This is a genomic window from Klebsiella sp. B345 (assembly GCF_051131735.1).
Lineage (GTDB): Bacteria > Pseudomonadota > Gammaproteobacteria > Enterobacterales > Enterobacteriaceae > Klebsiella.
Genome location: NZ_CP180443.1, coordinates 1,332,091 through 1,355,252 on the forward strand (window position 1 = coordinate 1,332,091; position 23,162 = coordinate 1,355,252).

At 52.7% G+C, this 23,162-nt stretch carries 18 protein-coding genes and 1 riboswitch; of the genes, 7 read left to right on the top strand and 11 right to left on the bottom strand.

The features are described 5' to 3' along the window. Positions 1-203: 203 nt before the first annotated feature. The 4 genes from ACMYSO_RS06255 to dalD all read right to left on the bottom strand — a co-directional run bounded on the left by ACMYSO_RS06255 (position 204) and on the right by dalD (position 5,108). A complete protein-coding gene (locus ACMYSO_RS06255) occupies positions 204-866 on the bottom strand; it encodes an HAD family hydrolase (RefSeq protein ID WP_434670756.1) in 663 nt (220 codons plus the stop codon). A 54-nt stretch (positions 867-920) separates the two neighbouring features. Further along, complete coding sequence (locus ACMYSO_RS06260) at positions 921-2,198, bottom strand: RbtT/DalT/CsbX family MFS transporter (RefSeq protein ID WP_434583910.1); 1,278 nt, start codon at positions 2,196-2,198, stop codon at positions 921-923. A gap of 69 nt (positions 2,199-2,267) precedes the next feature. Next, positions 2,268-3,731 carry a xylulokinase gene (xylB, locus tag ACMYSO_RS06265; RefSeq protein WP_434669803.1) on the bottom strand — a complete coding sequence of 488 codons (1,464 nt, stop codon included), beginning with the start codon at positions 3,729-3,731 and terminating at the stop codon, positions 2,268-2,270. 9 nt (positions 3,732-3,740) lie between these two features. Further along, complete coding sequence (dalD, locus tag ACMYSO_RS06270; RefSeq protein WP_434669805.1) at positions 3,741-5,108, bottom strand: D-arabinitol 4-dehydrogenase; 1,368 nt, start codon at positions 5,106-5,108, stop codon at positions 3,741-3,743. A gap of 209 nt (positions 5,109-5,317) precedes the next feature. On the opposite strand from dalD, the gene ACMYSO_RS06275 reads away from it, so the two are divergent. After that, positions 5,318-6,259, top strand: coding sequence for a sugar-binding transcriptional regulator (locus ACMYSO_RS06275; protein ID WP_434669806.1), 942 nt, complete (start codon positions 5,318-5,320; stop codon positions 6,257-6,259). A 22-nt stretch (positions 6,260-6,281) separates the two neighbouring features. Here the strand turns inward: ACMYSO_RS06275 and ACMYSO_RS06280 are convergent, their stop codons facing one another. Then, complete coding sequence (locus ACMYSO_RS06280) at positions 6,282-7,292, bottom strand: LacI family DNA-binding transcriptional regulator (protein WP_434669807.1); 1,011 nt, start codon at positions 7,290-7,292, stop codon at positions 6,282-6,284. A 269-nt stretch (positions 7,293-7,561) separates the two neighbouring features. Between ACMYSO_RS06280 and ACMYSO_RS06285 the strand changes: the two genes are divergently transcribed. Together ACMYSO_RS06285 and ACMYSO_RS06290 are read left to right on the top strand one after the other, a co-directional pair. Beyond that, a complete protein-coding gene (locus tag ACMYSO_RS06285) occupies positions 7,562-8,311 on the top strand; it encodes an SDR family oxidoreductase (RefSeq protein WP_174507887.1) in 750 nt (249 codons plus the stop codon). 31 nt (positions 8,312-8,342) lie between these two features. Continuing rightward, positions 8,343-9,950, top strand: coding sequence for an FGGY-family carbohydrate kinase (locus tag ACMYSO_RS06290; protein WP_434669809.1), 1,608 nt, complete (start codon positions 8,343-8,345; stop codon positions 9,948-9,950). A 41-nt stretch (positions 9,951-9,991) separates the two neighbouring features. Here the strand turns inward: ACMYSO_RS06290 and fbaB are convergent, their stop codons facing one another. The 5 genes from fbaB to ACMYSO_RS06315 all read right to left on the bottom strand — a co-directional run bounded on the left by fbaB (position 9,992) and on the right by ACMYSO_RS06315 (position 15,901). Next, positions 9,992-11,044, bottom strand: a complete 1,053-nt coding sequence (gene fbaB, locus ACMYSO_RS06295; protein WP_123755520.1) for a class I fructose-bisphosphate aldolase — start codon at positions 11,042-11,044, stop codon at positions 9,992-9,994. Positions 11,045-11,244: 200 nt separating this feature from the next. Then, positions 11,245-12,045: a bifunctional hydroxymethylpyrimidine kinase/phosphomethylpyrimidine kinase gene (thiD, locus tag ACMYSO_RS06300; RefSeq protein WP_434583903.1), complete on the bottom strand. Its 801-nt coding sequence runs from the start codon at positions 12,043-12,045 to the stop codon at positions 11,245-11,247. Beyond that, the gene (thiM, locus tag ACMYSO_RS06305; RefSeq protein ID WP_434669810.1) at positions 12,042-12,818 is read right to left on the bottom strand and encodes a hydroxyethylthiazole kinase; all 777 of its coding nucleotides are present in this window, start codon (positions 12,816-12,818) and stop codon (positions 12,042-12,044) included. The genes thiD and thiM overlap by 4 nt, the downstream gene beginning before the upstream one ends. A gap of 34 nt (positions 12,819-12,852) precedes the next feature. Then, positions 12,853-12,949, bottom strand: a riboswitch (TPP riboswitch). A 457-nt stretch (positions 12,950-13,406) separates the two neighbouring features. Beyond that, entirely contained in the window at positions 13,407-14,321 is a 915-nt protein-coding gene (locus ACMYSO_RS06310) for a hypothetical protein (protein WP_434669811.1), read from the bottom strand. Positions 14,322-15,694: 1,373 nt separating this feature from the next. Next, on the bottom strand, positions 15,695-15,901 hold the full coding sequence (locus ACMYSO_RS06315; RefSeq protein ID WP_434669812.1) for a hypothetical protein: 207 nt from the start codon (positions 15,899-15,901) through the stop codon (positions 15,695-15,697). A gap of 179 nt (positions 15,902-16,080) precedes the next feature. On the opposite strand from ACMYSO_RS06315, the gene ACMYSO_RS06320 reads away from it, so the two are divergent. From ACMYSO_RS06320 to ACMYSO_RS06335, 4 genes are all read left to right on the top strand, one after another. After that, complete coding sequence (locus ACMYSO_RS06320; protein WP_434669813.1) at positions 16,081-16,431, top strand: hypothetical protein; 351 nt, start codon at positions 16,081-16,083, stop codon at positions 16,429-16,431. Between the two features lie 283 nt (positions 16,432-16,714). Continuing rightward, a complete protein-coding gene (locus ACMYSO_RS06325) occupies positions 16,715-17,272 on the top strand; it encodes a recombinase family protein (protein ID WP_434669815.1) in 558 nt (185 codons plus the stop codon). A 251-nt stretch (positions 17,273-17,523) separates the two neighbouring features. Next, entirely contained in the window at positions 17,524-20,100 is a 2,577-nt protein-coding gene (locus ACMYSO_RS06330; protein WP_434669816.1) for an AAA family ATPase, read from the top strand. A gap of 277 nt (positions 20,101-20,377) precedes the next feature. Next, entirely contained in the window at positions 20,378-21,802 is a 1,425-nt protein-coding gene (locus ACMYSO_RS06335; protein WP_434669817.1) for a DNA cytosine methyltransferase, read from the top strand. Between the two features lie 34 nt (positions 21,803-21,836). On the opposite strand, the gene ACMYSO_RS06340 is transcribed toward ACMYSO_RS06335, so the two are convergent. Then, positions 21,837-23,045: a type II restriction endonuclease gene (locus ACMYSO_RS06340; RefSeq protein WP_434670757.1), complete on the bottom strand. Its 1,209-nt coding sequence runs from the start codon at positions 23,043-23,045 to the stop codon at positions 21,837-21,839. Between the last annotated feature and the right edge of the window lie 117 nt (positions 23,046-23,162).

The window sequence follows — 23,162 nt, forward strand, 5'->3', positions numbered from 1 at the left end:
CAAATTTGTAACACTGCCTCGGACAAATTCCGCTAAGCAACGGCAGAAATTTGGGCATTGGCACGACAAGACGTGATTGTTTTCACAAAAGAGGGGCGAAATGTGATGGCGGTCGACAGGGCGTGTTAGAGCGGTGAGCGCAGCACGTGGGGACGAACAGACCGTTTACATCGCCAGGGATGCTGCGCTCACCAGAAGGGTCATTATCCTGCGGCCAGCGCAGGTTCAGATTGCCGCTGCAGCCACTCGGCTAGCGAATGATGACGGGCGACGGCGCCGTTAAAGCGCGGATGCTGACAATCCGGTGCCACGACCACCGTTGGAATACCCGCCGCCTGCGCGGCACAAAAACCATGATAGCTGTCTTCAAACACCAGGCACTGTCCGGCGTTCAGGCCGAGCCTGCGCAGAGTTGACAGGTAGACCGCCGGATGCGGTTTTCCCCACTCATCGTCATCGGCGCTGGAAATCACGTCAAAGTACGAGCGCAGCGACAGCTTATCCAGCACCGCGGAAATCACCTGATGGGATGAGGAGGTCGCCAGCGCAATGCGGTAACCCTGCTGGCGCACGTAGGCGAAGACCTCGTCAACGCCGTGCATCGCCTGGCCTTCCACGGCAATCAGCCCGGTGATGCGGTGTAAAATGAGCGGCTCCAGCTGTTCAGGGGTTAGGGCCAGTTGGCAGTGCTGACACCACACCCGAGCAATATCATCCAGCCGTTTGCCCTTGGTCAACGTCTCGCATTCGCTCTCGCTGACCGTGGCGCCCAGGCTGGCCAGCGCCTCCCTTTGCGCCCGGCGCCACAGCGCTTCTGAATCAATAATGACGCCATCCATGTCAAAAATAACCGCTTTCATGCTTATCTTCTCTCTTCTGACCGGGCTGATATCACCGTCATATCAGCCCGGTAACCACAATCAGGAAAACTCAACGCGCTTACTGGCAGCGTCCGGCGCCATGGTAAACCCCGGCTGCTCAACGCGGATAAACGCACAGAGGAAAAAGGCCAGCACGTACAGTGCGGTGTAGGCCACCACCACGCCGATAGTGCTGAAGTATGGCAGCAGCACCACCGCAATGGCCGGTGCAAGGAAGTTGGACAGCCCCGCCGACAGGTTATAGACCGAGATGGCCGCCCCTTTGTGCTTCGGCTCCAGCGCCGGGAATACCGCCGCCATCGGCACAAACGCCGCCACAAAAATTCCTAGCGCAATCGCCGGTATTAGCGCCATCGCAAAGTTATGGCCGAAGTGCTGCGGAATGTAGTAAAACGCCAGGCTCGACAACGCCATCCCGATACAGCCAAACCAGCGCACCACCCGGATCCAGCCCAGTTTTTCACCGAGGATCCCCCACAGCACGTTGGAGAAAATAGTGGTGAAGAAGAACGCCGCCCACACCTGGAGCCATTCTGAAGTGGTAAAGCCCAGCTCATCAACAAACATCAGCGGCATAATCACCGCAAAACCGAACAGCGACAGGGTGTTGATAATCCGCACCATGCTGGAGAGCAAAATATTGCGGTTGGTATAGAGCAGCGTCGCCGCGCGGCCCAGCTCGGCAAACTTCTCGCGGGTGGTGAGATTTTGCATATGCCGCGGCGTCTCAATGTGGCGCAGCGATACCAGGGCAACGATGCCGCCGGTCACGCAGAACACCAGCGCCAGCCATAACGTACCCAGTTCACCAATATGCGGGATCGTAAAGCTCGGAATATAGCTGCCAAATACGCCAATCCCGATGGAATAGACCGCCCAGAACCAGCCCAACGCCGAACTGGCGCCTTCGCTCTTCACGTTATGGATGATGGCGACGATAAAGGAGTAGAGGAACAGCGGATAGGCAAAGCCACGAATGCCGTAGAACAACAGGATCAGCGGATAGTTGGCATGCCCGAGGCCGAAGACCAGGAACAGCACATGGAACACGCACCACAACACGAAGCCAATCAGCATCGTTTTTTGCGGCGTGATAATTTCCGCGACCACACCCGAGATCCACGCCGATAACGCAGCGGCAAGACCATATAGCGTAAAGGCAAAAGAGGCCTGCGCCGGCGTAAAGCCCAGCTCCTTGATGTAGTGTGACAGGAAAGCCAGTTCAAACCCGTCGCCGGTCATGAACACGGCGATAGCGATGTATCCCCATATCAGATTCAGCGGCAAACCGAACCACTGGTTGTTATTCACGGACATAATGACCTCGTTTTTAGGGTGCAGAGAAGCAACTCCGGTGAAACCACCGGAGGGTTTTTATTATTAAAATCAATGATGTCTATAATTCAGGTCGTTCAGATACAACGATGTAAACTGTGCATAACGCTGCATCAGCGCGCGATGACGCTCGGGGGCGGCACGCCAGGTCTGGTAGACCTCTGGCTTTTCGCACACCTCGGCCAGCGGTTTGCCCACCGCCAGACAGGCCAGCCTCGCCGCCCCCAGCGCGCCGCCGGTTTCACCGCCCTTGTGGGTAACCACCGGCATGTTGAGGATATCGGCCAGCAGTTGCGCCCAGAATGGACTGCGGGCGCCGCCGCCCACTAGCGAACACTGCGTAATTTGCGTGCCGCTCTCTTTCAGCACCTGCAAGCCATCGTTAATGCCGAAACTGACCCCTTCCAGCACCGCGTAGCCCAACTGGGCGCGCAGGCTGGCATGCGTCATGCCCCAAAACATCCCGCGCGCGTCGGGATCGTTATGCGGCGTGCGCTCTCCGGAGAGATACGGCAGGAACAGCGGCGCGTTGGCCTTTTCCGCTTCGCTGAGCTGGGTGATCTCTTCCAGTAGCGCCACTTCGGTGGTGCTGGTTAAGCGGCAGAACCACTGCAGGCAGCTGGCGGCGCTGAGCATCACGCTCATCTGGTGCCACAAGTTGGGCAGCACATGGCAGAAAGCGTGCACCGCCGACTGAGGCGCTGGACGGTAGGCGTCGGTCACCACAAACAGCACCCCGGAGGTGCCGAGCGAGATAAACGCATCTCCCGGCGAAACCGCACCAACGCCAATGGCGCTGACCGCGTTATCGCCACCGCCGCCGGCCACCACCACCGAGGCATTTAATCCCCAGCGTACCGCCACCTGCGGGTCGAGCGTGGCGGAGACCTCGCAGCCTTCGACCAGCGCTGGCATATGGCTTCGCGACAGACCGCACTTATCCAGCAGCGCATCGGACCAGTCGCGTTTTGCTACGTCCAGCCACAGCGTCCCGGCGGCATCGGACATATCAGAAATTTTTTTCCCGCTCATTTTGTAGCGCAGATAGTCTTTCGGCAGCATCACCGTGGCCGTACGCTGGAAGTTTTCCGGCTCGTGACGACGTACCCACAGCAGTTTCGGTGCGGTAAACCCCGGCATCGCCAGGTTCCCGGCCACCTGATGCAGCTCGGGAGCCATCTCCTCAAGCTCGCGGCACTCCTGCGCGCAGCGGGTGTCGTTCCACAAAATCGCCGGGCGGATCACCTCCCCGTGGCTATCCAGCAGCACCGCCCCGTGCATCTGCCCGGAGAGGCCGATGGCCTTAATCGCGGACCAGTGGCCGGCGCATTTTTCCCGCAGCGTGGCTATCAGGTATTCCGTCGCCTCCCACCAGGCCTGCGGCGCCTGTTCTGACCAATGCTGTTGGGGCCGCTGAATGCTCAGCGGCGCGCTATGGCTGGCAACGACATCATTGTTCTCATCAATGACCAGCGCTTTGACTTCCGACGTTCCAAGATCGATTCCTAAATACATCGCGCGCTCCTATTGCATCAGTGAATAGACTGCCGCCACTTTCTCGCGCAGCAGGGTCAGGAAATCATCCCGCTCGCTCAGGGAGCCAAACAGTGCCCGGTCTTTGGCGTAGCAGGCGATGGGGTCGCTGGATTCGAACATCTCATGCACCGCCTGGTCGTCAAGAATGCCGTCCTGGTACTCGTAAGGCAGAGTGCCTTTGTGCCACTGCTCCATAAAGACGAAGAACAGTGCCGGCAGCATGGCGGTGGCCTCCGGGCGAGCGCCGCGCTGGTAGCACTCCTGCAAAGTGGGGGCAATCATCGCCGGAATTTTCGAGAAGCCATCCGCCGCCACCCGTTGGTTGGTGTCCTGGATGTACGGGTTGGTAAAGCGTTTAAGCACCACATCGCGGTAGGTCGCCAGGTCAATCCCGTTATCACCCAGGCAGGGGATCACATCTTCGGTGACGTAGCGGTCGGCGATAGCGTAGATAAAATCGGTCAGGGTGCTCTCATGGATATAGCGCTGGCCGATCAAGGTCCCGGCCCACGCGATGCAGCTGTGCGAGGCGTTCAGAATGCGGATTTTCGCCTCTTCGTAAGGGATGACCGACGCGACCATCTCCACGCCGACGGCTTCAAGGTCCGGACGCACGTCGCGGAAATTATCTTCAACCACCCACTGAATAAAGGTTTCGCCCATCACCGGCGCACGATCGTCGATGCCCGTTTGCGCTTTGATGCGTGCCGGTAGATCCGCTGCCGGGCGCGGCGTGATGCGGTCAACCATCGTGTTCGGGCAGGTCGCATTCTCCGCCAGCCACGCAATCAGCGCCTGCTTGCCGGTTAACTGCAGGAACTCCACCAGCCCGTCATGAAAACGTTCGCCGTTGTGGCGCACGTTATCGCAGTTGAGCAGCGTCAGCGGCCCGGCATTGTCAGCCATTCGTTTTTCCAGAATGCGCGCGATGGTGCCGTAAATGGTGGCGCAGCCGCCCTGCAGGTCGGACTGGAGATCCGGGTTGCTGGTTTCCAGCTTATGGCTGGTATTCAGGTAGTACCCGCCTTCGGTCACGGTGAAGGCGATCACTTTGGTCTGCGGCTGCGCCCCTTCGGCAATCAGCGGCTGCAGGTCAGCCTGCCACGGCAGCAGTTTTTGAATCGAGGTGATCTCTTCGTACTCGCGCTCCCCGTCCGGGCTGACGGTTTCCAGCACATAACGCCCGTTTTGCGCCGCCAGCGCCTGCACCACCTGCTCGGCATCCGAACGAATATTCCCGGCCGCGATATGCCAGCGCCGATCGCCCCCGGCAATCAGACGATGGAGATACCACGCCTGATGCGCACGATGAAAAGAACCCAGACCAATGTGAAGCCACGTGTATTGCTGATTCATATGCTGATCTCCTTGAGTGTATGCGGCTCACTGTAGATGATCATTAGACCCAATTAAGAGCGATAGATCACAAAAGATCAATTGACCATTAAAATTACAAATGACCAATTCAGAGCAAAAGCTTGCCTGTTTATAAAACCGCAGCGAAAATGCGGTGATACAGGATTACGGGCAATCACGCCGGCTGGACAGTCTTAAGGCAGGGGATCATGGGGAAAGAAGATGACATCAGGCTGGATCAGAAGGTCCGTGCTGCATGGATGTACTATATTGCCGGACTCAATCAAAGCGAGATAGCCAACCAGCTTGGCACCTCAAGGCCGGTGGTCCAGCGCATGATCGCCGCCGCCAAAGAAGAGGGGATCGTCTCCATTGGCCTCCACCACCCGGTGGCAAACTGCCTCGACTATGCGCAGTTGCTACAGGAAAAATATCAGCTGATCGCCTGCAACATCGTTCCCGCCTGGAGCGAAGAGAGCACCCTGGAGAGCGTCTCCTTCGGCTGCTATCAGCTGATGGCCCGCTATCTGCAGGACGATAAAGCGAAAATTATTGGTATCGGCTCCGGGCTGACGCTGAAAAAAACCATGCAGCGCATCGACTTTGATAGCCTGAATACCCGTTGCGTGGCGCTGATCAGCGCCATGGATGCCGACGGGCAGTGTAACTACTACGATGATGTTCCCCTGCTGCTGGCGCGGAAAATTCAGGCTAAATACTACCAATGGCCCGCGCCGCGCTATGCCCAAACGGTGGATGAACATGAGATGTGGTGCACCAGCCGTCTGTTCCGCAACGTTTCAGGGGTGGCGCAGCAGGCGGACGTGATTTTCGTCGGGATCGGCCCGCTTGGCACCAACAGTCCGATCTTTAAGGACGGTTTTATCAATCAGGCACAGCTGGACGAGCTAACGGCACAGGGGGGCATTGGCGAAATCCTTGGCCGCTTTATCGATGCCGAAGGCGGCGTGGTTGATAGCGATATCAACCGGATGATCACCAGCTACGATATTCGCCAGAATCAGTGCCCGCGCATCGCGGTGGCCTGCGGCGAGTACAAACGCCAGGCGATCCTGGCGGCGCTGAAAGGCGGCTGGATCAACGGCCTGGTCACTGACGAGCACACCGCACGCTGGCTGCTGACCCGCTAGCGGTGGCCGTGCTGACAGGAGCTCAGAGATGTTCGCGACTGGCGATCAGCAACGGCGGGATTTCAATCAGCCGTTTGCTGGCGTCGTCGGCGTCGATAAGGCTAAACACTGCCTCCAGCATCGCCTGGACATTTTGCTGCACCATATCGATATCGTGGCCCAGCAGGAAGACAAACGGGTCCCAGTCAAAACAGCCCATCGGCGGCTGTTCGGTACCGGTTAACCCCCGCTGCGCCAGCCATCTGACCACCCCTTCGAGCGAAATCGTCGAGTTAACGAAAAAGCCCTGCAGGTGCGCCTCCCCGGTGCCAAAGCGAGCCTGCATGCAGGCTTCCACTTTACCCTTCGAGTAACCGGGTGCGAGCACATTCTCTTCCGGCACCTCAAGCCCTCGCAGCAGATGCGCATCGCGGAAACCGCGCAGACGTTCAAGGGTGTTGTGGTCGCTGCTACGCCCGCCGACGAAAGTCAGCGGTGCCAGAGTCCCGTGACGCCTCAGGCTGTTATCGAGGATTTTATCCGTCAGCGCCCTGGCCCCGGCATAGTTATCGGAAATCACCGACGGGGCCAGCGTGCCCGGCAGATCGAGATTGACGGTGGGAACCCCCGCCTGCTGGCACAGTTCGGTGATGGTATCCGGATTGGTCGCCCCGGTCGCCACCACCCAGTCAACCTGCCAGGAGAGCATCGCTTTGACCGCTTCAATTTCCAGCTCCGGACGGCGGCGGGTACAGGTGATAATCGGCAGCAGACCGCGCTCACGCGCCATCTCCTCGAAGCTTTCCACCACCGAGCCGAAGTAACGGTTATCGTATTTGGGAACGATCATGCCAATCACATTCGATTTTTTGCTACGCAGCATGCTCGCCTGACGGTTTATCGCATAGCCCTGCTCCTGGGCGATCCGCGTGACCTTTTCCGCCAGCTTTGCGCTGATGCGGCGCTTTTTCCAGTTGCCATTGAGGATCGCGCTCACCGCGCTGGCCGACACGCCGGATAATTCCGCCAGATCGTAGATAGTGATTTTTTTCATTTTCCCAACTTACGTCACAAATTCATTTCGCTGTTAATTTCCCCACTTGCTCAATCGATGAAGCTGGCGCTACATTGGCTTCATCGATTGAGCTACCATTATACTCCATACCGTATTGCGTCACTTATTGCTAACACTTCAGCATATACCAATAAATAGCGTTCAGATTCATTGCGTTAACAATATTTCATACCCGATATCAACGCTGGCCCCACGCCTGGCGATGACCCGACAGATTGACCTAAACAGACTCAAAGAAGGATTATAAAATGAACCACTCTGTATCCTCTATGAATACTTCTCTCAATGGTAAAGTCGCTGCGGTCACCGGCGCCGCTTCCGGCATCGGTCTCGCCTGCGCCACCACCTTGCTCGCCGCGGGCGCCAAAGTCGTGCTGATCGACCGCGAAGGCGAAAAGCTGAATAAGATTGTGGCTGAACTCGGCGAAAATGCCTTTGCACTACAGGTTGATCTGATGCAGGGCGCGCAGGTCGACAACCTGCTGGCCGGCATTCTGGATCTCGCCGGCGGGCTGGATATTTTCCACGCCAACGCCGGCGCCTATATCGGCGGGCCGGTGGCGGAAGGCGACCCTGACGTTTGGGACCGCGTCCTGCATCTCAATACCAATGCCGCCTTCCGCTGCGTGCGCAGCGTGCTGCCGCATATGATCGCACAGAAATCCGGCGATATTATCTTCACCAGCTCTATCGCCGGGGTGGTGCCGGTTATCTGGGAGCCGATTTACACTGCCTCAAAATTTGCCGTGCAGGCCTTCGTTCATACCACTCGTCGCCAGGTATCGCAGCATGGCGTGCGGGTTGGGGCCGTCTTGCCAGGCCCGGTGGTCACCGCCCTGCTCGATGACTGGCCGAAAGAAAAAATGGAAGAGGCGCTGGCCAATGGCAGCCTGATGCAGCCCATCGAAGTCGCCGAATCGGTGCTGTTTATGGTGACCCGTTCGAAAAACGTCACCGTTCGCGATCTGGTTATCCTGCCTAACAGCGTGGATCTCTGAACATTAACCCGCCAGGCTTAAGGATGGCTCTATGAACGACGATAAACACACCATTATTGGCGTCGATGTCGGCTCTGCCAGCGTGCGCGCCGGGATCTTTGACCTTAATGGCACCCTTCTCGCCCATGCGACCCAGGGGATCACCCTGTTTCGCAGCGCGGGTAACATGGTGGAACAATCCAGCAGCGAAATCTGGCAGGCGGTCTGCAGCTGCATTCACAGCGCGCTGGCACGCTCTGGTGTCGCCCCGGAGTCCGTCGCCGGGATTGGTTTCGACGCCACCTGCTCGTTGGTGGTGGTCGGCGAACATGGCGCGCCGTTGGCGGTCGGGCCTGGGGACGATCCTCAGCGTGATATCATCGTCTGGATGGATCATCGCGCCACCGCCCAGGCCGAGAAGATTAATGCCACCAAACATGCGGTGCTGCAGTACGTCGGCGGCACTATCTCACCGGAGATGGAAACGCCGAAAATTCTGTGGCTGAAGGAGAACCGTCCGCAGACCTATCAGCAGGCGCAACACTTCTTCGACCTTGCGGATTACCTGACCTGGCGTGCCACCGGTGACCTGGCCCGTTCAATGTGTACCGTCACCTGCAAATGGACCTATCTGGCGCATGAACAGCGCTGGGATGCCGACTACTTCCGCCAGATTGGCCTCGGCGATCTGGCGGACGACGATTTCGCGCGTATTGGCCAACGTATTGTCGATCCGGGCACACCCTGCGGCCAGGGTCTGAGCGCGGAGGCCGCCCGGGAGATGGGGCTACCGGTCGGTACGCCGGTGGCTGCTGGGATGATTGACGCCCACGCCGGCGGCATCGGCACCGTCGGGGTGCTCGATGGCGCGGTCAACAACATGGCCTACGTGTTCGGCACCTCTTCCTGCACCATGGCCAGCACCCCTAATGCCGTATTCGTTCCCGGCGTCTGGGGGCCGTATTATTCTGCGATGGTGCCCGGTTTGTGGTTGAGCGAAGGTGGCCAGAGTGCGGCAGGTGCCGCGATCGACCAGCTGCTGCGTTTTCACCCGGCCGCCGCGCAGGCCAGCGAACTGGCTCAGCTGGCGGGGGTTGCGCTGCCGGTGTATCTCGCCGATCGCGTTCTGGCTCAGGTGACCTGTGCCTCTGCGGCGGCCGACCTCGCCGCCGGGCTGCTGGTGGTGCCGGAGTTCCTCGGTAACCGTGCGCCGCTGGCGGACCCGGAGGCCAGAGCGGTGGTGGCGGGATTAGGCATGGAGCAGGATCTGGATAATCTGCTGGCGCTATATGTTGCGGGGTTATGCGGGATTGGCTACGGGCTGCGGCAGATCCTTGACGCCCAGCAGGCGTGCGGCATTCACAGTGAAAACATCATCATCAGCGGTGGTGCCGGGCAGCATCCGCTGGTCCGTCAGCTGCTGGCCGACGCCTGCGGCATCAATATCGTGAGTACCGCATGCAGCGAACCGGTGCTGTTAGGCTCAGCCATTCTTGGTGCCGTCGCCGGTCAGGTGTCGGCGTCGCTGCCTGAGGCCATGAAGCAGTTTACCCGGGTGGATAAAACCTACCGTTGTGCGACGTCGTATCAGGCACTGCATCAACGCCGTTATGAAGCCTATCTGGCGCTGCAGCAGGCTGCCCGCTTGCTTCGCCACTAGGTCGGTAAAATGAGGCCCCTCTCGCTGAGAGGGGCCGGTACTCAGGCAATGGTCACTTTGCCGTCCAGATAGACATCCTGCACCGCATTAATCAGCTTCACGCCGTCGCTCATCGACTTTTTAAACGCTTTACGACCGAGGATCAGCCCCATCCCGCCGGCACGCTTGTTGATGACCGCGGTACGCACGGCATCCGACAGGTCGGTTTCGCCACCCGCCGCACCGCCGGAGTTGATTAACCCGGCACGGCCCATATAGCAGTTCGCCAGCTGATAGCGCACCAGGTCAATCGGGTTTTCCGAGGTCAGTTTGCTGTACACGCGATCGTCGGTATAGCCAAAGTTAACCGCTTTATAGCCGCCGTTATTTTCCGCCATTTTCTGCTTCACGATATCGGCGCCAATGGTGGCCGCCAGATGGTTCGCCTGGCCGGTGAGATCGGCCGACACATGATAGTCGACGCCGTCTTTTTTGAACGCCGGGTTACGCAGATAAGCCCACAGCACGGTCACCAGGCCCAGCTCATGCGCGCGTTCAAAGGCCGCAGAAATCTCTTCAATCTGGCGACGCGACTCCTCGGAACCGAAATAGATCGTCGCCCCAACCGCCACCGCACCCATATTGAAGGCCTGCTCCACGCTGGCGTACAGCGTCTGGTCAAAGGTGTTCGGGTAGCTGAGGGTTTCGTTGTGGTTAAGCTTCACCAGGAAGGGAATGCGGTGCGCGTAGCGGCGTGATACCGAGGCCAGAACGCCATAGGTGGACGCCACGCAGTTGCAACCGGCTTCAATAGCCAGTTCGACGATATTTTTCGGATCAAAGTAGAGCGGGTTGGCGGCAAACGAGGCGCCTGCCGAGTGTTCCACGCCCTGGTCAACCGGTAGGATGGAGAGGTATCCGGTCCCTGCCAGGCGCCCGGTATTGTAGAGGGTTTGCATATTACGCAGCACCGCCGGCGGACGGTTGTTATCCACCATCACCCGGTCGACATAATCTGACCCCGGAAGATAAAGCTGGTCAGCTGGAATGGTCATACAACGGTGCTGTAAAAGGCTGTCGGCATCTTTGCCAAGCAACTGCGTAATATCAGTCATAGCTATGCTCCCGTTAGCGCCGGCCGCAGCCGGCATGTCTTTTCCTGACCCAAGTATTTGGGCAGGTTAAGCCTGGTACCGACTTAGCATATTTTCCAGCCGGGATCGCATTTTTCAGCGCTTTTAACCGGCTGGAATCGGGACTCGCTGGCTCAGATAATGCTCTCGACATCCCTCAGCCAGCAGAGAGCGTTACCTGTTTACCACCACGCGTGGAAATGGTGCACCGGCCCGATGCCGTGGCCCACTTCCAGCGAATCGGCCTGCGCCAGCGCCGCAGAGAGCCAGCCTTTGGCTTCCGCCACCGTTTGCCCCCAGTCGGCATAGCGTGGGCGCAGTGCGGCCAGCGCCGCTGAGAGCGTACAGCCGGTCCCATGGGTATTTTTGGTCTGTACCCGCGGTGCGGTGAAGCGTTGTTCGCCGTCGCGGGTAAACAGCCAGTCCGGACTTTCGGCGTCATCGAGATGGCCGCCTTTCATCAGCACAGCACCGCAGCCCATCGCCAGCAGCGCCCTCCCCTGTTCCAGCATCTCTTTCTCGTTACGCGCATGAGGGGCATCCAGCAGCGCCGCCGCTTCCGGCAGATTCGGGGTAATCAGCGACACCCGCGGCAGCAGGCGCTTGCGTAGTGTGTCCACCGCGGAGGCGCTGAGCAGCGGGTCGCCGCTTTTCGCCAGCATCACCGTATCCAGCACCACGTTGTCGATCTGATAGCGGGCCAGTCGCTCGGCCACCGCCTCCACGATGTCCGTTTCCGCCAGCATGCCAATTTTGGTGGTATCGATGCGCACGTCACTGAACACGGAATCCAGCTGGGCGGCAACAAAGTCGGGTTCGATACGATAGACCGACTGCACGCCGCGGGTGTTTTGCGCCACCAGCGCGGTGATCACCGAGCAGCCATAGGCCCCCAGCGCAGAGAACGTTTTCAGATCGGCCTGGATCCCGGCGCCGCCGCTGGGATCGGTACCGGCGATGGTCAGTGCATTAATCCGTTTCATCCCTGTAACTCCCCATATAGTGCGTCAAGGAATGCCGGGGTAAAGCTGCCCGGTCCTCTGCCTTGAGCCGCCAGGCCACCGGCCTGTTTCATCAGGCCGCAGGCGGCGGCAACGTTCTCAAGGCGGTCGCCGGGCATGGCGGTACTGGCGACCACTACAGCGGAGAGCGCACAGCCGGTGCCCACAACCCGGGTCATCAGCACATCGCCGCCGCTGACCGTGCGCGTGCGCTGCCCGTCGGTGATGTAATCCACTTCGCCGGTCACCGCCACAATGGTATTGATCTGTCGGGCCAGCGCCTGGGCGGCCGGTAGCGCCGCGGCGGCGGTATCGGTGGTGTCCACGCCGCGCCCGCCGGCGCTCATGCCGGCCAGCGCCATAATTTCCGAGGCGTTGCCGCGAATGGCTGCCGGCTGCAGGCTCAGCAGTTCATGGCAGAAGGTGCTGCGCAGGGTTAATGCCCCGACCGCCACCGGATCCAGCGTCCAGGGTTTACCGGCATTTTGCGCACTGAGCGCCGCACCGCGCATGGCTTCCGCACGGTCAACGGTTAAGGTGCCGACGTTAATCAGCAGTCCATCGGCGATAGCAGCAAACTGCGCCGCTTCTTGCGGGTCAATAACCATCGCCGGCGAGGCGCCGATCGCCAGCAGAACGTTGGCGGTAAAGGTCTGTACCACATCGTTGGTCATGCAGTGCACAAGGGGAGAATGGCGGCGAAACAGATGTTGCAGGTGCGCAATATGCGCGGGATTGAGTGGCTCAGTTTGCATCGTGTGCTCCAGCCAGGCGACGTAGAAGCAACGACCTTGTGGTCTCTGACTTCCCTACGCTGGCATTATCCAGATCAGGTGGTACGGGTATTTCTCAGCCCATCAGAGATGGGGCACCCCGAGTCATGTAGATTGAATCTCTATACTTTTTGCCAGCTTAGGGGAAGTTGCTTGCTCTTGCAAGCCCGCCCTTCCGGTTATCGCTTCTTCACGCTGTACCCCAGCTTGTACCTCAGTTTGTACCCCACCACAGAAACGAAAAAAGGAGCCGTTAAGCTCCTTTGTGATATAACCCAAGACCTCATGGATTCCGAGATTCAGTTTTGCGTTCTGTTTTTCTACGTCGTTCAAAGGTGCGGATTACATCCCAGATAAACAGGAACAGGAGATACCAATAAAGTGCGGTGATCATACGCAAACCTCTTGGTTCCAATAGCTTCGAACTGTTCTCAGAGACACCGACATTGCTTCCGCAGCCTTTGTCTGAGTAGCCCTTGCGCTGGATGTTCAAGTGCTGCCAAGAACGTTTCTTTCCCCCTTCCAACGTCATCAATTGGAATACGGTCAATGCCAAGTTTTACCAAATGTTCATCTCCTTGATAGCCTTGCTAATGAGTTCAAGTGTGTTCGATACTGCGCCGGAGTGAAGAGCTCAAGCATAAAATCCCCCTCAGATGTTGCCGGGTTCAATAACCTGCTCAATGCCTGATTTTCTGCTGCAAGTCTCACCCCTTCGCCGTGGGCTTTGTCGTACAGCGTGATCTCTGCGTACCATTCATTAGAATGAGGCTGATTGGCCTTATAGCCGTGTTTAATGTGCCAGGTATCATAAGCAACCATTGCAGCAGCCGTGAGCGTGTCGAGCACGTCAGAACGTTTTACGGGGCGTTTACGCTCCAAGATCGGAAAGCCTTGCATGTGTCCGGAGATCCAACGATTGGCTAAATTACCTTTCCAGATGAAAGAAGGGTTAACCCAAATTTTCAACACGCCTTTTTCATGTTCGGCTTTATCTACTTTGATATAGTGCTTACACTCAAGACCAGATAAAACTCGATTGAGATGATCCGGCGTGGTGTTGAGAATTGCGCATAAATTTGCACGTTTGATAAACGCTACATTTCGCCTGTCAACTTCCTGACATAATGCAAACACTTTCGTGAAATCCGGCTTGCTCAATACGTCTGCAAACTCTCTTATCCCGTTGTAGGCTGCATTCCCTGGAAGGTCGCCCAACTTATTAGCGTATTCACGGTGGGCCTGTTTTGATTTGGCGGTGTCTGCTGTCGAGTAGCTCAAATGCAGATCCTGAACAATGCCACCACCAAGCAAATACTCTGTAGAGTCATAGTTAATAATTTCACCGTCTTCCTCTATGACAACGTAGAGAACATTATCTAAAGAAACGAGTATTTGGGTAGGCGTGGAAAAATCTGACAGTGGGCTGTGATCGTGGTGCGGGGTATCTCTGAAAAAATAACCGTCTTCATATGCTTGAATCAATGTACCTCCTTAGTTGGTGTTCTCCTTACGGTGTTGGTCATAACGGATAATCGCAGATTGAAACATTATCATTCGGCCTGCATACCCTCTCGATTTTGCTGCTTGCATAGATGCGTAAATAACGTGGCGTTTTACTTCGCCGCTTACCAGGTCATTAAAAACCTGATCACTGCTGTAATACTTCAATAATGGCCTCCTTCAAATTTTGGATGCAAAAAGCCCCAGGCAGTTACCCCGCCCAGGGCTGAAAAGTGTTGGTAGTTTTCTCCCTACCTAATGCTATCTTAACAGAAAAGACTAACGTTTGTCAATACCCAAATGGTGATTCTGTGAAATATTTTTATATCACTTCAATGCGTTGCATTTTTGCTTTGCCATTAGTGCTTTTTCGCACCAGAAACAGATGATTGATGTCAAAGTAATTATGTGGTAAGAATTGCCACCAGAAGAAGCAGCCCACCTGCCATTCATGAACACCATCTCGCCATTTCTTGAGAAAAAAAGTAAAAAATGGCGATTTTCACCCTGTTTTTCCCTTTAAATTCAAACATATACCAAATCCGCTATAATAATAGAGAGATTCTCTCTCTGCACTGAAGTGCATCAACACGAGTCAATCAGTGATGATTGGGTCGGGATGGTTGCACGTAATGGTAATGTCATAGCTACCTTGCACCAGATAAACAGACAGCCTAAAGGATTTAGGGTGGTTGTTTGGTTGGTGGTTAATCCAGATCGGTGGATGACATTAAGCAGGAATGCCATTGGATCATTGTGGAGTGTTGTTAATGGCGGCGTAGTCGCTGGATGGCATTAAGCAAAGTTTGGGCGGTAGTAGCCCAAGAGAGACAACCAATTAACTAACCTTAAGTTAGTTGGGTTTAATGGGTTTGTGTTTGGGAGCGAAGCGAGCATAACAAGCATCTGTACAGGAGAAGCACCTTTGATGAAGGCAACTTGTCAAAAATTCTCTCTCCTGTAATGCCTATCTTTCATGCGCGGCGTGAGCCTGGCACCGAGGCCAGCGCATAACAGTATGGTTCCGGCGCTTCGCGTCGATTACCGATCAGACCTTCACCCAACGTTAGATCGTCGCCCTGCTCACTCCAAATCATCCATGCAATAACCTTGAGATTATTCCCATTAAACTGACATCTAACCCGGCGGTAATTGGCTTATAAAGAAGCACAGTTGATAAGGAGTAAAGTTACCAAACCTACCAAGATAGTAACAATTGAAACTATCGATAACCTTGCATAAAGCCTTGCGCCGTGCAGTTATCAGCAGAATTAACAATCGATCCGTTGGAGGCTTGTGCTAAGCACACCTGTCTTTTCATGAATTTAAACAACACTTCCTATTTTTTGCAGCCTCTACTCTGAATCCTGAGTGTCGAAAGTCTTTGCATACGGGCACTGCCCTTTAGTGACGTAGGTAAAAACATACTGGCTGTTCTCGTAGGTGCAAAGCGTCTTGCCATTCTCCGTAGTATCCTGCTGGGGATCGATCATTGTGATCTGTCCTGCTGCTACCAACTGCGAAAACAGTAGCCCATACATCACCATCATTGCTCTTCTCATAACATCATCCCGTTGATTTTTCTTATAAAACACCTCACCCATAACGACTGAGCATAGGATTTATAGTTTCAATGTCGATCAATTTTATCGATCGATACAATCGAAATTGATCGTTTTTATCAATTAATGATTTTATAATGCTCCCGACGAACTCTTAACTCGTATCCAAAAGGAAGACCATGAAAAAATTGATTCTCGCGGCGCTGCTCGTCCTCCCCTTCGCCTCAAGTGCAACCACATTCACCTGTAAGGCCATTCAGGAAGGGCAGATCGATTCTGGTAGCCAAAAATCTTCTGTCGAAACTCGCCTCGATGTGCGGGACAAAAGCATGAAGGTGAGCATGGGTGGTAAAACCTGGCGGCTGGGTTTCATTGGAGAGAAAAGTATTGCGAAGATGTACGCCACCCCAGATGGTGGAATAGCTGTCACTTACATCGACAATGGTGGTGAACCTGTTTTCGTTATGCGCCCAACTAACAACGATGGTCAAACGGCACTTTACACGCTGAGCCTGTGTTCTGAGATGTAAACGAAGGCGTGAGCAATCACGCCCTACTCCCTTTATTTTAGATGCGACCATCTAACCTCAACGACTTCACGGGCCAACGGCCCATTTAAATTTTACGCCCTCCACAAGAAGCCCCCTTCTAAATCAGAATCTTAAATCTCGATTATCCAGTCTCATAACCATCTCCTTATAAGACCACACCGACGCAATGACAGAATGCGGCTTCGCCTTGTCTCAAAAGGTTGATCTTTAATTTTGGGACAGCTATTATTTTGATACTACCTTTTGAGACTTAGAGAACATCGTGACAACTGTGATCGGATATGTGCGAGTTTCCACCAGCGACCAAAACGTTGAAAACCAGAAGAAGCAGATAACCGATGCTGGTTATAGCGTTACTCGCTGGTTTAGTGATGAAGCAGTGAGTGGTGCAATCAAGGCAGGAGAGCGTCCAGGGTTTGGTGAACTACTCAGTTATGTACGGGAAGGCGATACGCTGATCGTGATTGCTATAGACCGCCTGGGGCGTAACACAATTGATGTTCTTTCCACCGTGGAAAAGTTGCAGACGAAAGGCGTGAAAGTTGTCAGCTTGCGTGAAGGGTTCGACCTGTCAACACCAGTTGGTAAAGCGATGCTCACTATGATGGCAGGACTTGCCAGCCTGGAAAAAGATCTGATCGCAGAACGCAGAACAGCAGGTATCAAACGTGCTCAGTCTGAAGGAAAACATTGCGGCAGGCCAATCAAAGTGACAGTTGAGCAGGTGCAAGAGTTGCTGACTCAGGGTTACTCTCCAGCAGCAGTGCAAGATAAGTTAGCGATCAGCAAAGCAACTTTCTATAGACTAAAAACCATCTGATCCAGTCCACTGATATTTGGGATGCTTGCCAACAAAAAATGGGGTACGCCAAAATCAAATGCTTAACCCCTTCTCCAGTCGCTCCACGAAATATGTTGATCTCTAACACAATCTGAAGCACCCCCAAGCTACATACCAGGCAACTAAGTACAAAAGCAGGCATACTAACTTTGCAAACAACATTGATAATAAGTACCTAATCAATGCCCCTACTGATAATGCTATTCATCAGTAAATGGAGAACGGGTTAAATGTCGACTGAAAGCGTGGTTAGCTGGGCTAACAAGTTAAAAAGAAATCTTTGGTGGCGCCATGCCATAAGATTAGCAGCAGAGAAAGGAAAACTAGAAAGAGACGACTTCGAACTTCTTTTTACGGTAGCCAAGATTGAGCATGGCCTCGAAGCTATGTCCGCATCTTATGCAGGCTGTATTGCACCTTTAAACCTTATTGGTTTTGGGGAAGAGCAAAATGCGGTAAACCTAAAAAGCATTAGCAAAGTGAATAATGTCTCGGCTCTCGTATCCGACGCATTGCTCGAATTCGCTACCGACGGGCTGACAGCGGTTTATGGCGACAATGGCTCTGGTAAGTCAAGTTACGCAAAAATCCTTAAAAACGCGTGCCTTACTCGCGGAAATACGCCCAAAATCCTACCCAACATTTTCCAAGAAGGAAAGGGCGAACCAGCCGCAGATATCGCTATCACTATTGGTCAGGAGCAACATGATGTTGCATGGAGATTATCAGCCGTAGCCCAAGAGGATTTAAAATCTATCCGCATTTTTGATAATACCTCTGCGACTCACTACATCTCTGATGAAGACACTATTGAATATAAACCAGCAGGCATGAAACTATTATCACAGTTAATGTCTGCTTGTGAATTTGTGCGAATCAGTACTGACAAAGAGAAGACACCATTTACTACGAGCAACGCCTTACCGACGTTTAGGCTAGGTGGTAGAGTTTTTACTTTTATCTCAACGCTTTCGGACAAAACTAAAGTTGAAGATGTTGATGCACTGTGTATCAACAAGGAACAAGAAGGCTCTATTTCGGTTCATCATACGGAGCTTGCCAAACTCAAAACCAGTACTCCTGAGCAAATCCGCAAATCCTACAGTGACCGTTGCAAAGGTTTACAACCACTACTAGACCACCTGACCAAGCTCAAGGCCAATCTTGAGCAAGAAAGAGTCAATGCAATTAAGAACGCTTTTGACGATTACAAGACTAAACAAGCTGCGGCAGAGCTTGCTCGAACTCAAGCATTAGATGGGCATAAACTTTTGGGCATTTGCTCACCAGAATGGATAACAATGTGGAATCACGTTAAGTCCTTTATCCAGACTCATAATGCTGACTTAGCTTTTCCACCAACTGAAGGTGATCCATGTCCTACCTGTCTTCAATCAATTTCAGGTGAAGCAGCTCAAAAACTAAAATCGTTTAATGACTATCTTCAAAACCAAACTCAGATTGAAGCTAATAAAGCGAAGGGAATTTTCGATCTGGCTATTAGTAACCTTAAGTTACTAAGGTTTGATCTAACGCTATATGAATATGCCTTAGATTTAATCAGGGAACATAATCCAGAGTATGCGAATAGGATTACTGACCTAAACTCAAACCTTAAAATCTTACAGGGGAACTTATTAAAAGCTGAGCCAGACTTTACCCCGATCAGTCTTGAATTTAATGCAGTTAGTTGGATAAGTGGTCAAATTGCTTCTTGGAAGAAAAAAGAGGCCGAAGTAGCCACTAACGAAGGGTTGGTAAAACAAATTGCGGATCTAACACTTCTAATTCAAGACTTAGAGGATAAAAGACTATTTACGTCAGCAAAACAGAATATTATTTCTGAAATAAAACGTCGTAAAATGCTTGCCCTTTACAGCAGCCTATCTAGCTCTTGCCAGTCCACATCAATTACTGCGTTAACAAGTACAATAGCCAAGAGTGGTGCAATAGGCAATTTGCAAGAAGCATTCAGGAACGAATTGAAAAAGTTCGGCTTTCAAAACCTAGATGTTAGCACTGAAACTCGCGGTTCACGCGGAAAACAAATGCTAAAGCTCCACCTAACAGGTAAGTCAAATGGCATCATGGAAGTAGCTAGCGAAGGTGAGCAAAAATGTGTTGCGCTGGCCAGTTTCCTTGCAGAACTAACCGTAGATGATAGGAAATCAGCGATTATTTTTGATGATCCTATCAACTCACTTGACCATAAATGGCGCCGTAAGTTTGCAGATCGCATTGTAGAGGAATCATTAACTCGGCAGGTCATTGTGTTTACTCATGACATGCCATTCCTGAAAATGTTGGAAGAAGCCAGTGAGGAGGCTAAGTCAAAACTTAATCTCATCTCTATTGCAAAGTATGGTGATACTGCCGGATTCCCGTTCCCAGAGCCCCCTTGGGATGCTAAAAACACGCAATCGAGAATTGGTTTCCTGAAAAACTCATTGCCGGATCTCAAAAAAATGGAGATATCTGGTGATCTCAAATATGAGTTTCAGGTCAAACATACTTATAACCTGATGCGTGAGACGTGGGAGCGTCTTGTTGAAGAATGGTTACTAAGGAAGGTGGTAGAGCGTTTCGCTCGAGGAGTTAAGACTCAGAGCCTTAAAGAAATCGTGAACGACATCACTTCTGAGGACAATGATATCATCAGTGCAGCAATGTCTAAGTGCAGCACATTCATGTATGGCCATGATAATGCAACAGGGGTAGCCGTCGATTGCCCTCGTTACAATGAGGTTGAACAAGATGTAGCTAACCTAGATACATACTTTAAGGCACTTAAGAAACGCCGTAGCTAGTAACTCAAGAATTTCTATCTCGGTAAACAGGCACCTTAACAACAAACTAAGAGCTATAACTCTTTAAGCATTGGCGCGGTAAACCTCTTTACTAACATCAGTGTTCGTAAGTACTGATCTGAAGAGGCTTTCTGAGTTTTGCGTGCAGTATTATTGGAGACTGCTCTCAAGTATTGACAGAAAACACATGAACAACTGGTTAAATAACCAGTAATAAAATTTCCATCTGGGTTAAATGAGTGATAAAGTGTCACTCATAAGACCCTATGGAGGCGTTATGTCAGAATTTGAATTACTGGCTCAGGATCTGCTTGAAAAAGTTGAAGTAGAAGAGAAGCAGCGACAGGAAAATGATAGAAAACTTATTGAGCAGGTACTGGAGATCTATGACCAGAAGTTTGTGGCAGAGCTCTTAAGAAAAGTTGGTAAAAATGATTGGAGCCGGGAAACGCTTAACCGTTGGATCAATGATAAATGCTCCCCAAGATCACTGATCTCAGCTGAGGAGGCACTTCTTCGAAAAATGCTTCCTGAACCACCAGCAAATCATCCAAAGTACGCATTTCGTTTCGTTGATCTGTTTGCCGGTATTGGAGGGATTCGTAAGGGATTCGAAGCGATCGGGGGCCAGTGTGTCTTTACAAGCGAATGGAATAAACAAGCTGTACGCACCTATAAAGCTAACTGGTTTAATGACGAGCAAGCGCACACATTTAATCTCGACATCCGAGAAGTCACCCTTAGTGACAAGCCTGAGGTATCAGAGACAGATGCTTATGCCTACATCAACGAACATGTTCCAGACCATGATGTGCTTTTAGCTGGCTTCCCTTGTCAGCCCTTCAGCCTTGCGGGAGTGAGTAAGAAAAATTCGCTGGGTCGCGCACATGGTTTTGAGTGTGAGGCTCAAGGAACACTTTTCTTTGATGTGGCGCGTATTATCCGGGCAAAAAAACCAGCCATTTTTGTGCTTGAGAACGTCAAAAACCTGAAAAGCCATGACAAAGGTAAAACCTTTAAGGTCATCATGGAAACGCTTGACGAGTTGGGCTATGAAGTTGCCGATGCAAATGACATGGGGAAAAGTGATCCTAAAATCATAGATGGAAAGCGTTTTCTGCCTCAGCATCGTGAACGTATCGTTCTGGTGGGCTTCCGTCGCGATCTGAATATTCACAATGGCTTTACCCTCCGCGACGTAAGTCGATTTTATCCCGAACGACGTCCAGCATTTGGTGAGCTACTGGAACCAGTAGTTGATAGCAAATATATCCTGACGCCTAAACTCTGGGAGTACCTTTACAACTATGCTAAAAAGCATGCAGCTAAGGGCAACGGTTTTGGTTTTGGTCTCGTTAATCCTGAAGATAAAGAAAGCGTGGCCCGCACACTTTCTGCCCGTTATCATAAAGACGGATCCGAGATTCTGATAGACCGTGGCTGGGATATGGCAGCAGGTGAAGTCGATTTTTCTAACGCTGAAAACCAAGCTCGCCGCCCACGTAGACTGACTCCCCGCGAGTGCGCACGCCTCATGGGCTTTGAAACGCCAGACGGCAAACCTTTCCGGATTCCGGTTTCTGACACTCAGTCATACCGTCAGTTCGGTAACTCCGTTGTGGTCCCTGTCTTTGAAGCAGTAGCCAGACTACTGGAGCCTTACATTCTCAAGGCTGTTTCTGCGAAGACTGATAAAGTATAAGGGATACTCCCGGCTTTCACATGCCGGGAGCTTCTTATGGCAATTCTGCGTAAAGCCCTGTAAGTTCAGCAATAAAAGCCCCCAACGTCATTAGTTCCCCTCTCACCGCTTCTGGATATTTTCTGTGTAGTGACGATGGTACAACCAGCTTTACCCCAGCATCCCGCATTTCACTATGCTGAGCCTGAGAAACCCCTTCCTGTAGAGTGAAAAGGTGTATCTGCTTGATTTTATCCGCCTCGTTTAGTATCTGACGCCAACGGTCTTTGCATGTTGTCTTCACGGCTAACATACGGAGATTTTCTTCGGGATATCCGATATTGTGGTAAGCCTCAGCAGATGGGAACAGAAAGTCAGGTTTTTTATTGCCCTCAGTTACTGCCTGCGTGGCGAAGTGTCGTAAACCATGCTCAACGAAAAGATGTTCAAGATGTAGCTCAAGCGACTTTCCAGCTCTTGATTTTCGGCGATTACTGACGGAATTGGCCAGTGCAATAAACTCATCGACAGAGCCAAATCCCTTACGAATGATGTCCAGTACGTGGAACTCTTCTACCAGCAGAAAAATGTCGTACTCTATACGGCGTCGATCAATCAACTGTTCGTCTGGGTCATTGGAGTTTTTGGCGTAGTGCCCGCCAGCATACTGGATAATTTCACTTCCTGATGGGAACTGCTGCTTCCAAGCGTCAGGAATATTGTATTTATGATTCACCGGGGCATGTTGTAGAGACAATCCCCCCAGAATTTCACCGGTTGGCCCAAACATAAGCGTTCCAGGGATGACTTCCCCTATAACGGACTCAATAATATTCTCTTCATCAGGATTGACGCAGACCCATATGTTCACCTCTGAGCTATCACCGCCTTGCTCATCCTGCTTAAATGCCAAAAGCGTAAGGGCTCCTGTATTTTCAGGATCCTGGAGTGGGCTTCCTCTTCCCCAGCGAGTAATTCTTCTCTCATTCCGGGTTCCACCAAAAAAACGATTATTGTAATAGATAGCCCGAGCCTCGCTGTCCGGATAATCATGTGATGAAACATGCGCAGTTAAAAAAACGGACGGGTTCAGTTCTTGAGTATTGTTGATGGACGGAAGTAGTTTTTCAGCGATGTCGGAAGAAATATATAGTCCTACCTGATGTCCACCTGTTGCACCAGTATCATTGGCAGACAATCGTTTGATATAGAGAAAGTAATTGTCACCAGCTATCCTGAGCAGCCAGTCCTGAAAAACCGACATAAGCATTCCTTTGTTGTTTGAAAGTTCAAAGTTCAATTTTTCCACAGAAACGCAGGGGTAGCCAGCAAAGTTTCCTTGATTAATTAAGTGAATAAACGCAGAGGTGACTATCACTTA

What these genes read in the sequence shown, in the direction of transcription:
- ACMYSO_RS06260 (WP_434583910.1), bottom strand. Translation starts at nt 2,198, where the DNA reads ATGTCCGTGAATAACAACCAGTGGTTCGGTTTGCCGCTGAATCTGATA.
- xylB (WP_434669803.1), bottom strand. Translation starts at nt 3,731, where the DNA reads ATGTATTTAGGAATCGATCTTGGAACGTCGGAAGTCAAAGCGCTGGTC.
- dalD (WP_434669805.1), bottom strand. Translation starts at nt 5,108, where the DNA reads ATGAATCAGCAATACACGTGGCTTCACATTGGTCTGGGTTCTTTTCAT.
- ACMYSO_RS06275 (WP_434669806.1), top strand. Translation starts at nt 5,318, where the DNA reads ATGGGGAAAGAAGATGACATCAGGCTGGATCAGAAGGTCCGTGCTGCA.
- ACMYSO_RS06280 (WP_434669807.1), bottom strand. Translation starts at nt 7,292, where the DNA reads ATGAAAAAAATCACTATCTACGATCTGGCGGAATTATCCGGCGTGTCG.
- ACMYSO_RS06285 (WP_174507887.1), top strand. Translation starts at nt 7,562, where the DNA reads ATGAACCACTCTGTATCCTCTATGAATACTTCTCTCAATGGTAAAGTC.
- ACMYSO_RS06290 (WP_434669809.1), top strand. Translation starts at nt 8,343, where the DNA reads ATGAACGACGATAAACACACCATTATTGGCGTCGATGTCGGCTCTGCC.
- fbaB (WP_123755520.1), bottom strand. Translation starts at nt 11,044, where the DNA reads ATGACTGATATTACGCAGTTGCTTGGCAAAGATGCCGACAGCCTTTTA.
- thiD (WP_434583903.1), bottom strand. Translation starts at nt 12,045, where the DNA reads ATGAAACGGATTAATGCACTGACCATCGCCGGTACCGATCCCAGCGGC.
- thiM (WP_434669810.1), bottom strand. Translation starts at nt 12,818, where the DNA reads ATGCAAACTGAGCCACTCAATCCCGCGCATATTGCGCACCTGCAACAT.
- ACMYSO_RS06315 (WP_434669812.1), bottom strand. Translation starts at nt 15,901, where the DNA reads ATGAGAAGAGCAATGATGGTGATGTATGGGCTACTGTTTTCGCAGTTG.
- ACMYSO_RS06320 (WP_434669813.1), top strand. Translation starts at nt 16,081, where the DNA reads ATGAAAAAATTGATTCTCGCGGCGCTGCTCGTCCTCCCCTTCGCCTCA.
- ACMYSO_RS06330 (WP_434669816.1), top strand. Translation starts at nt 17,524, where the DNA reads ATGTCGACTGAAAGCGTGGTTAGCTGGGCTAACAAGTTAAAAAGAAAT.
- ACMYSO_RS06335 (WP_434669817.1), top strand. Translation starts at nt 20,378, where the DNA reads ATGTCAGAATTTGAATTACTGGCTCAGGATCTGCTTGAAAAAGTTGAA.
- ACMYSO_RS06340 (WP_434670757.1), bottom strand. Translation starts at nt 23,045, where the DNA reads ATGTCGGTTTTTCAGGACTGGCTGCTCAGGATAGCTGGTGACAATTAC.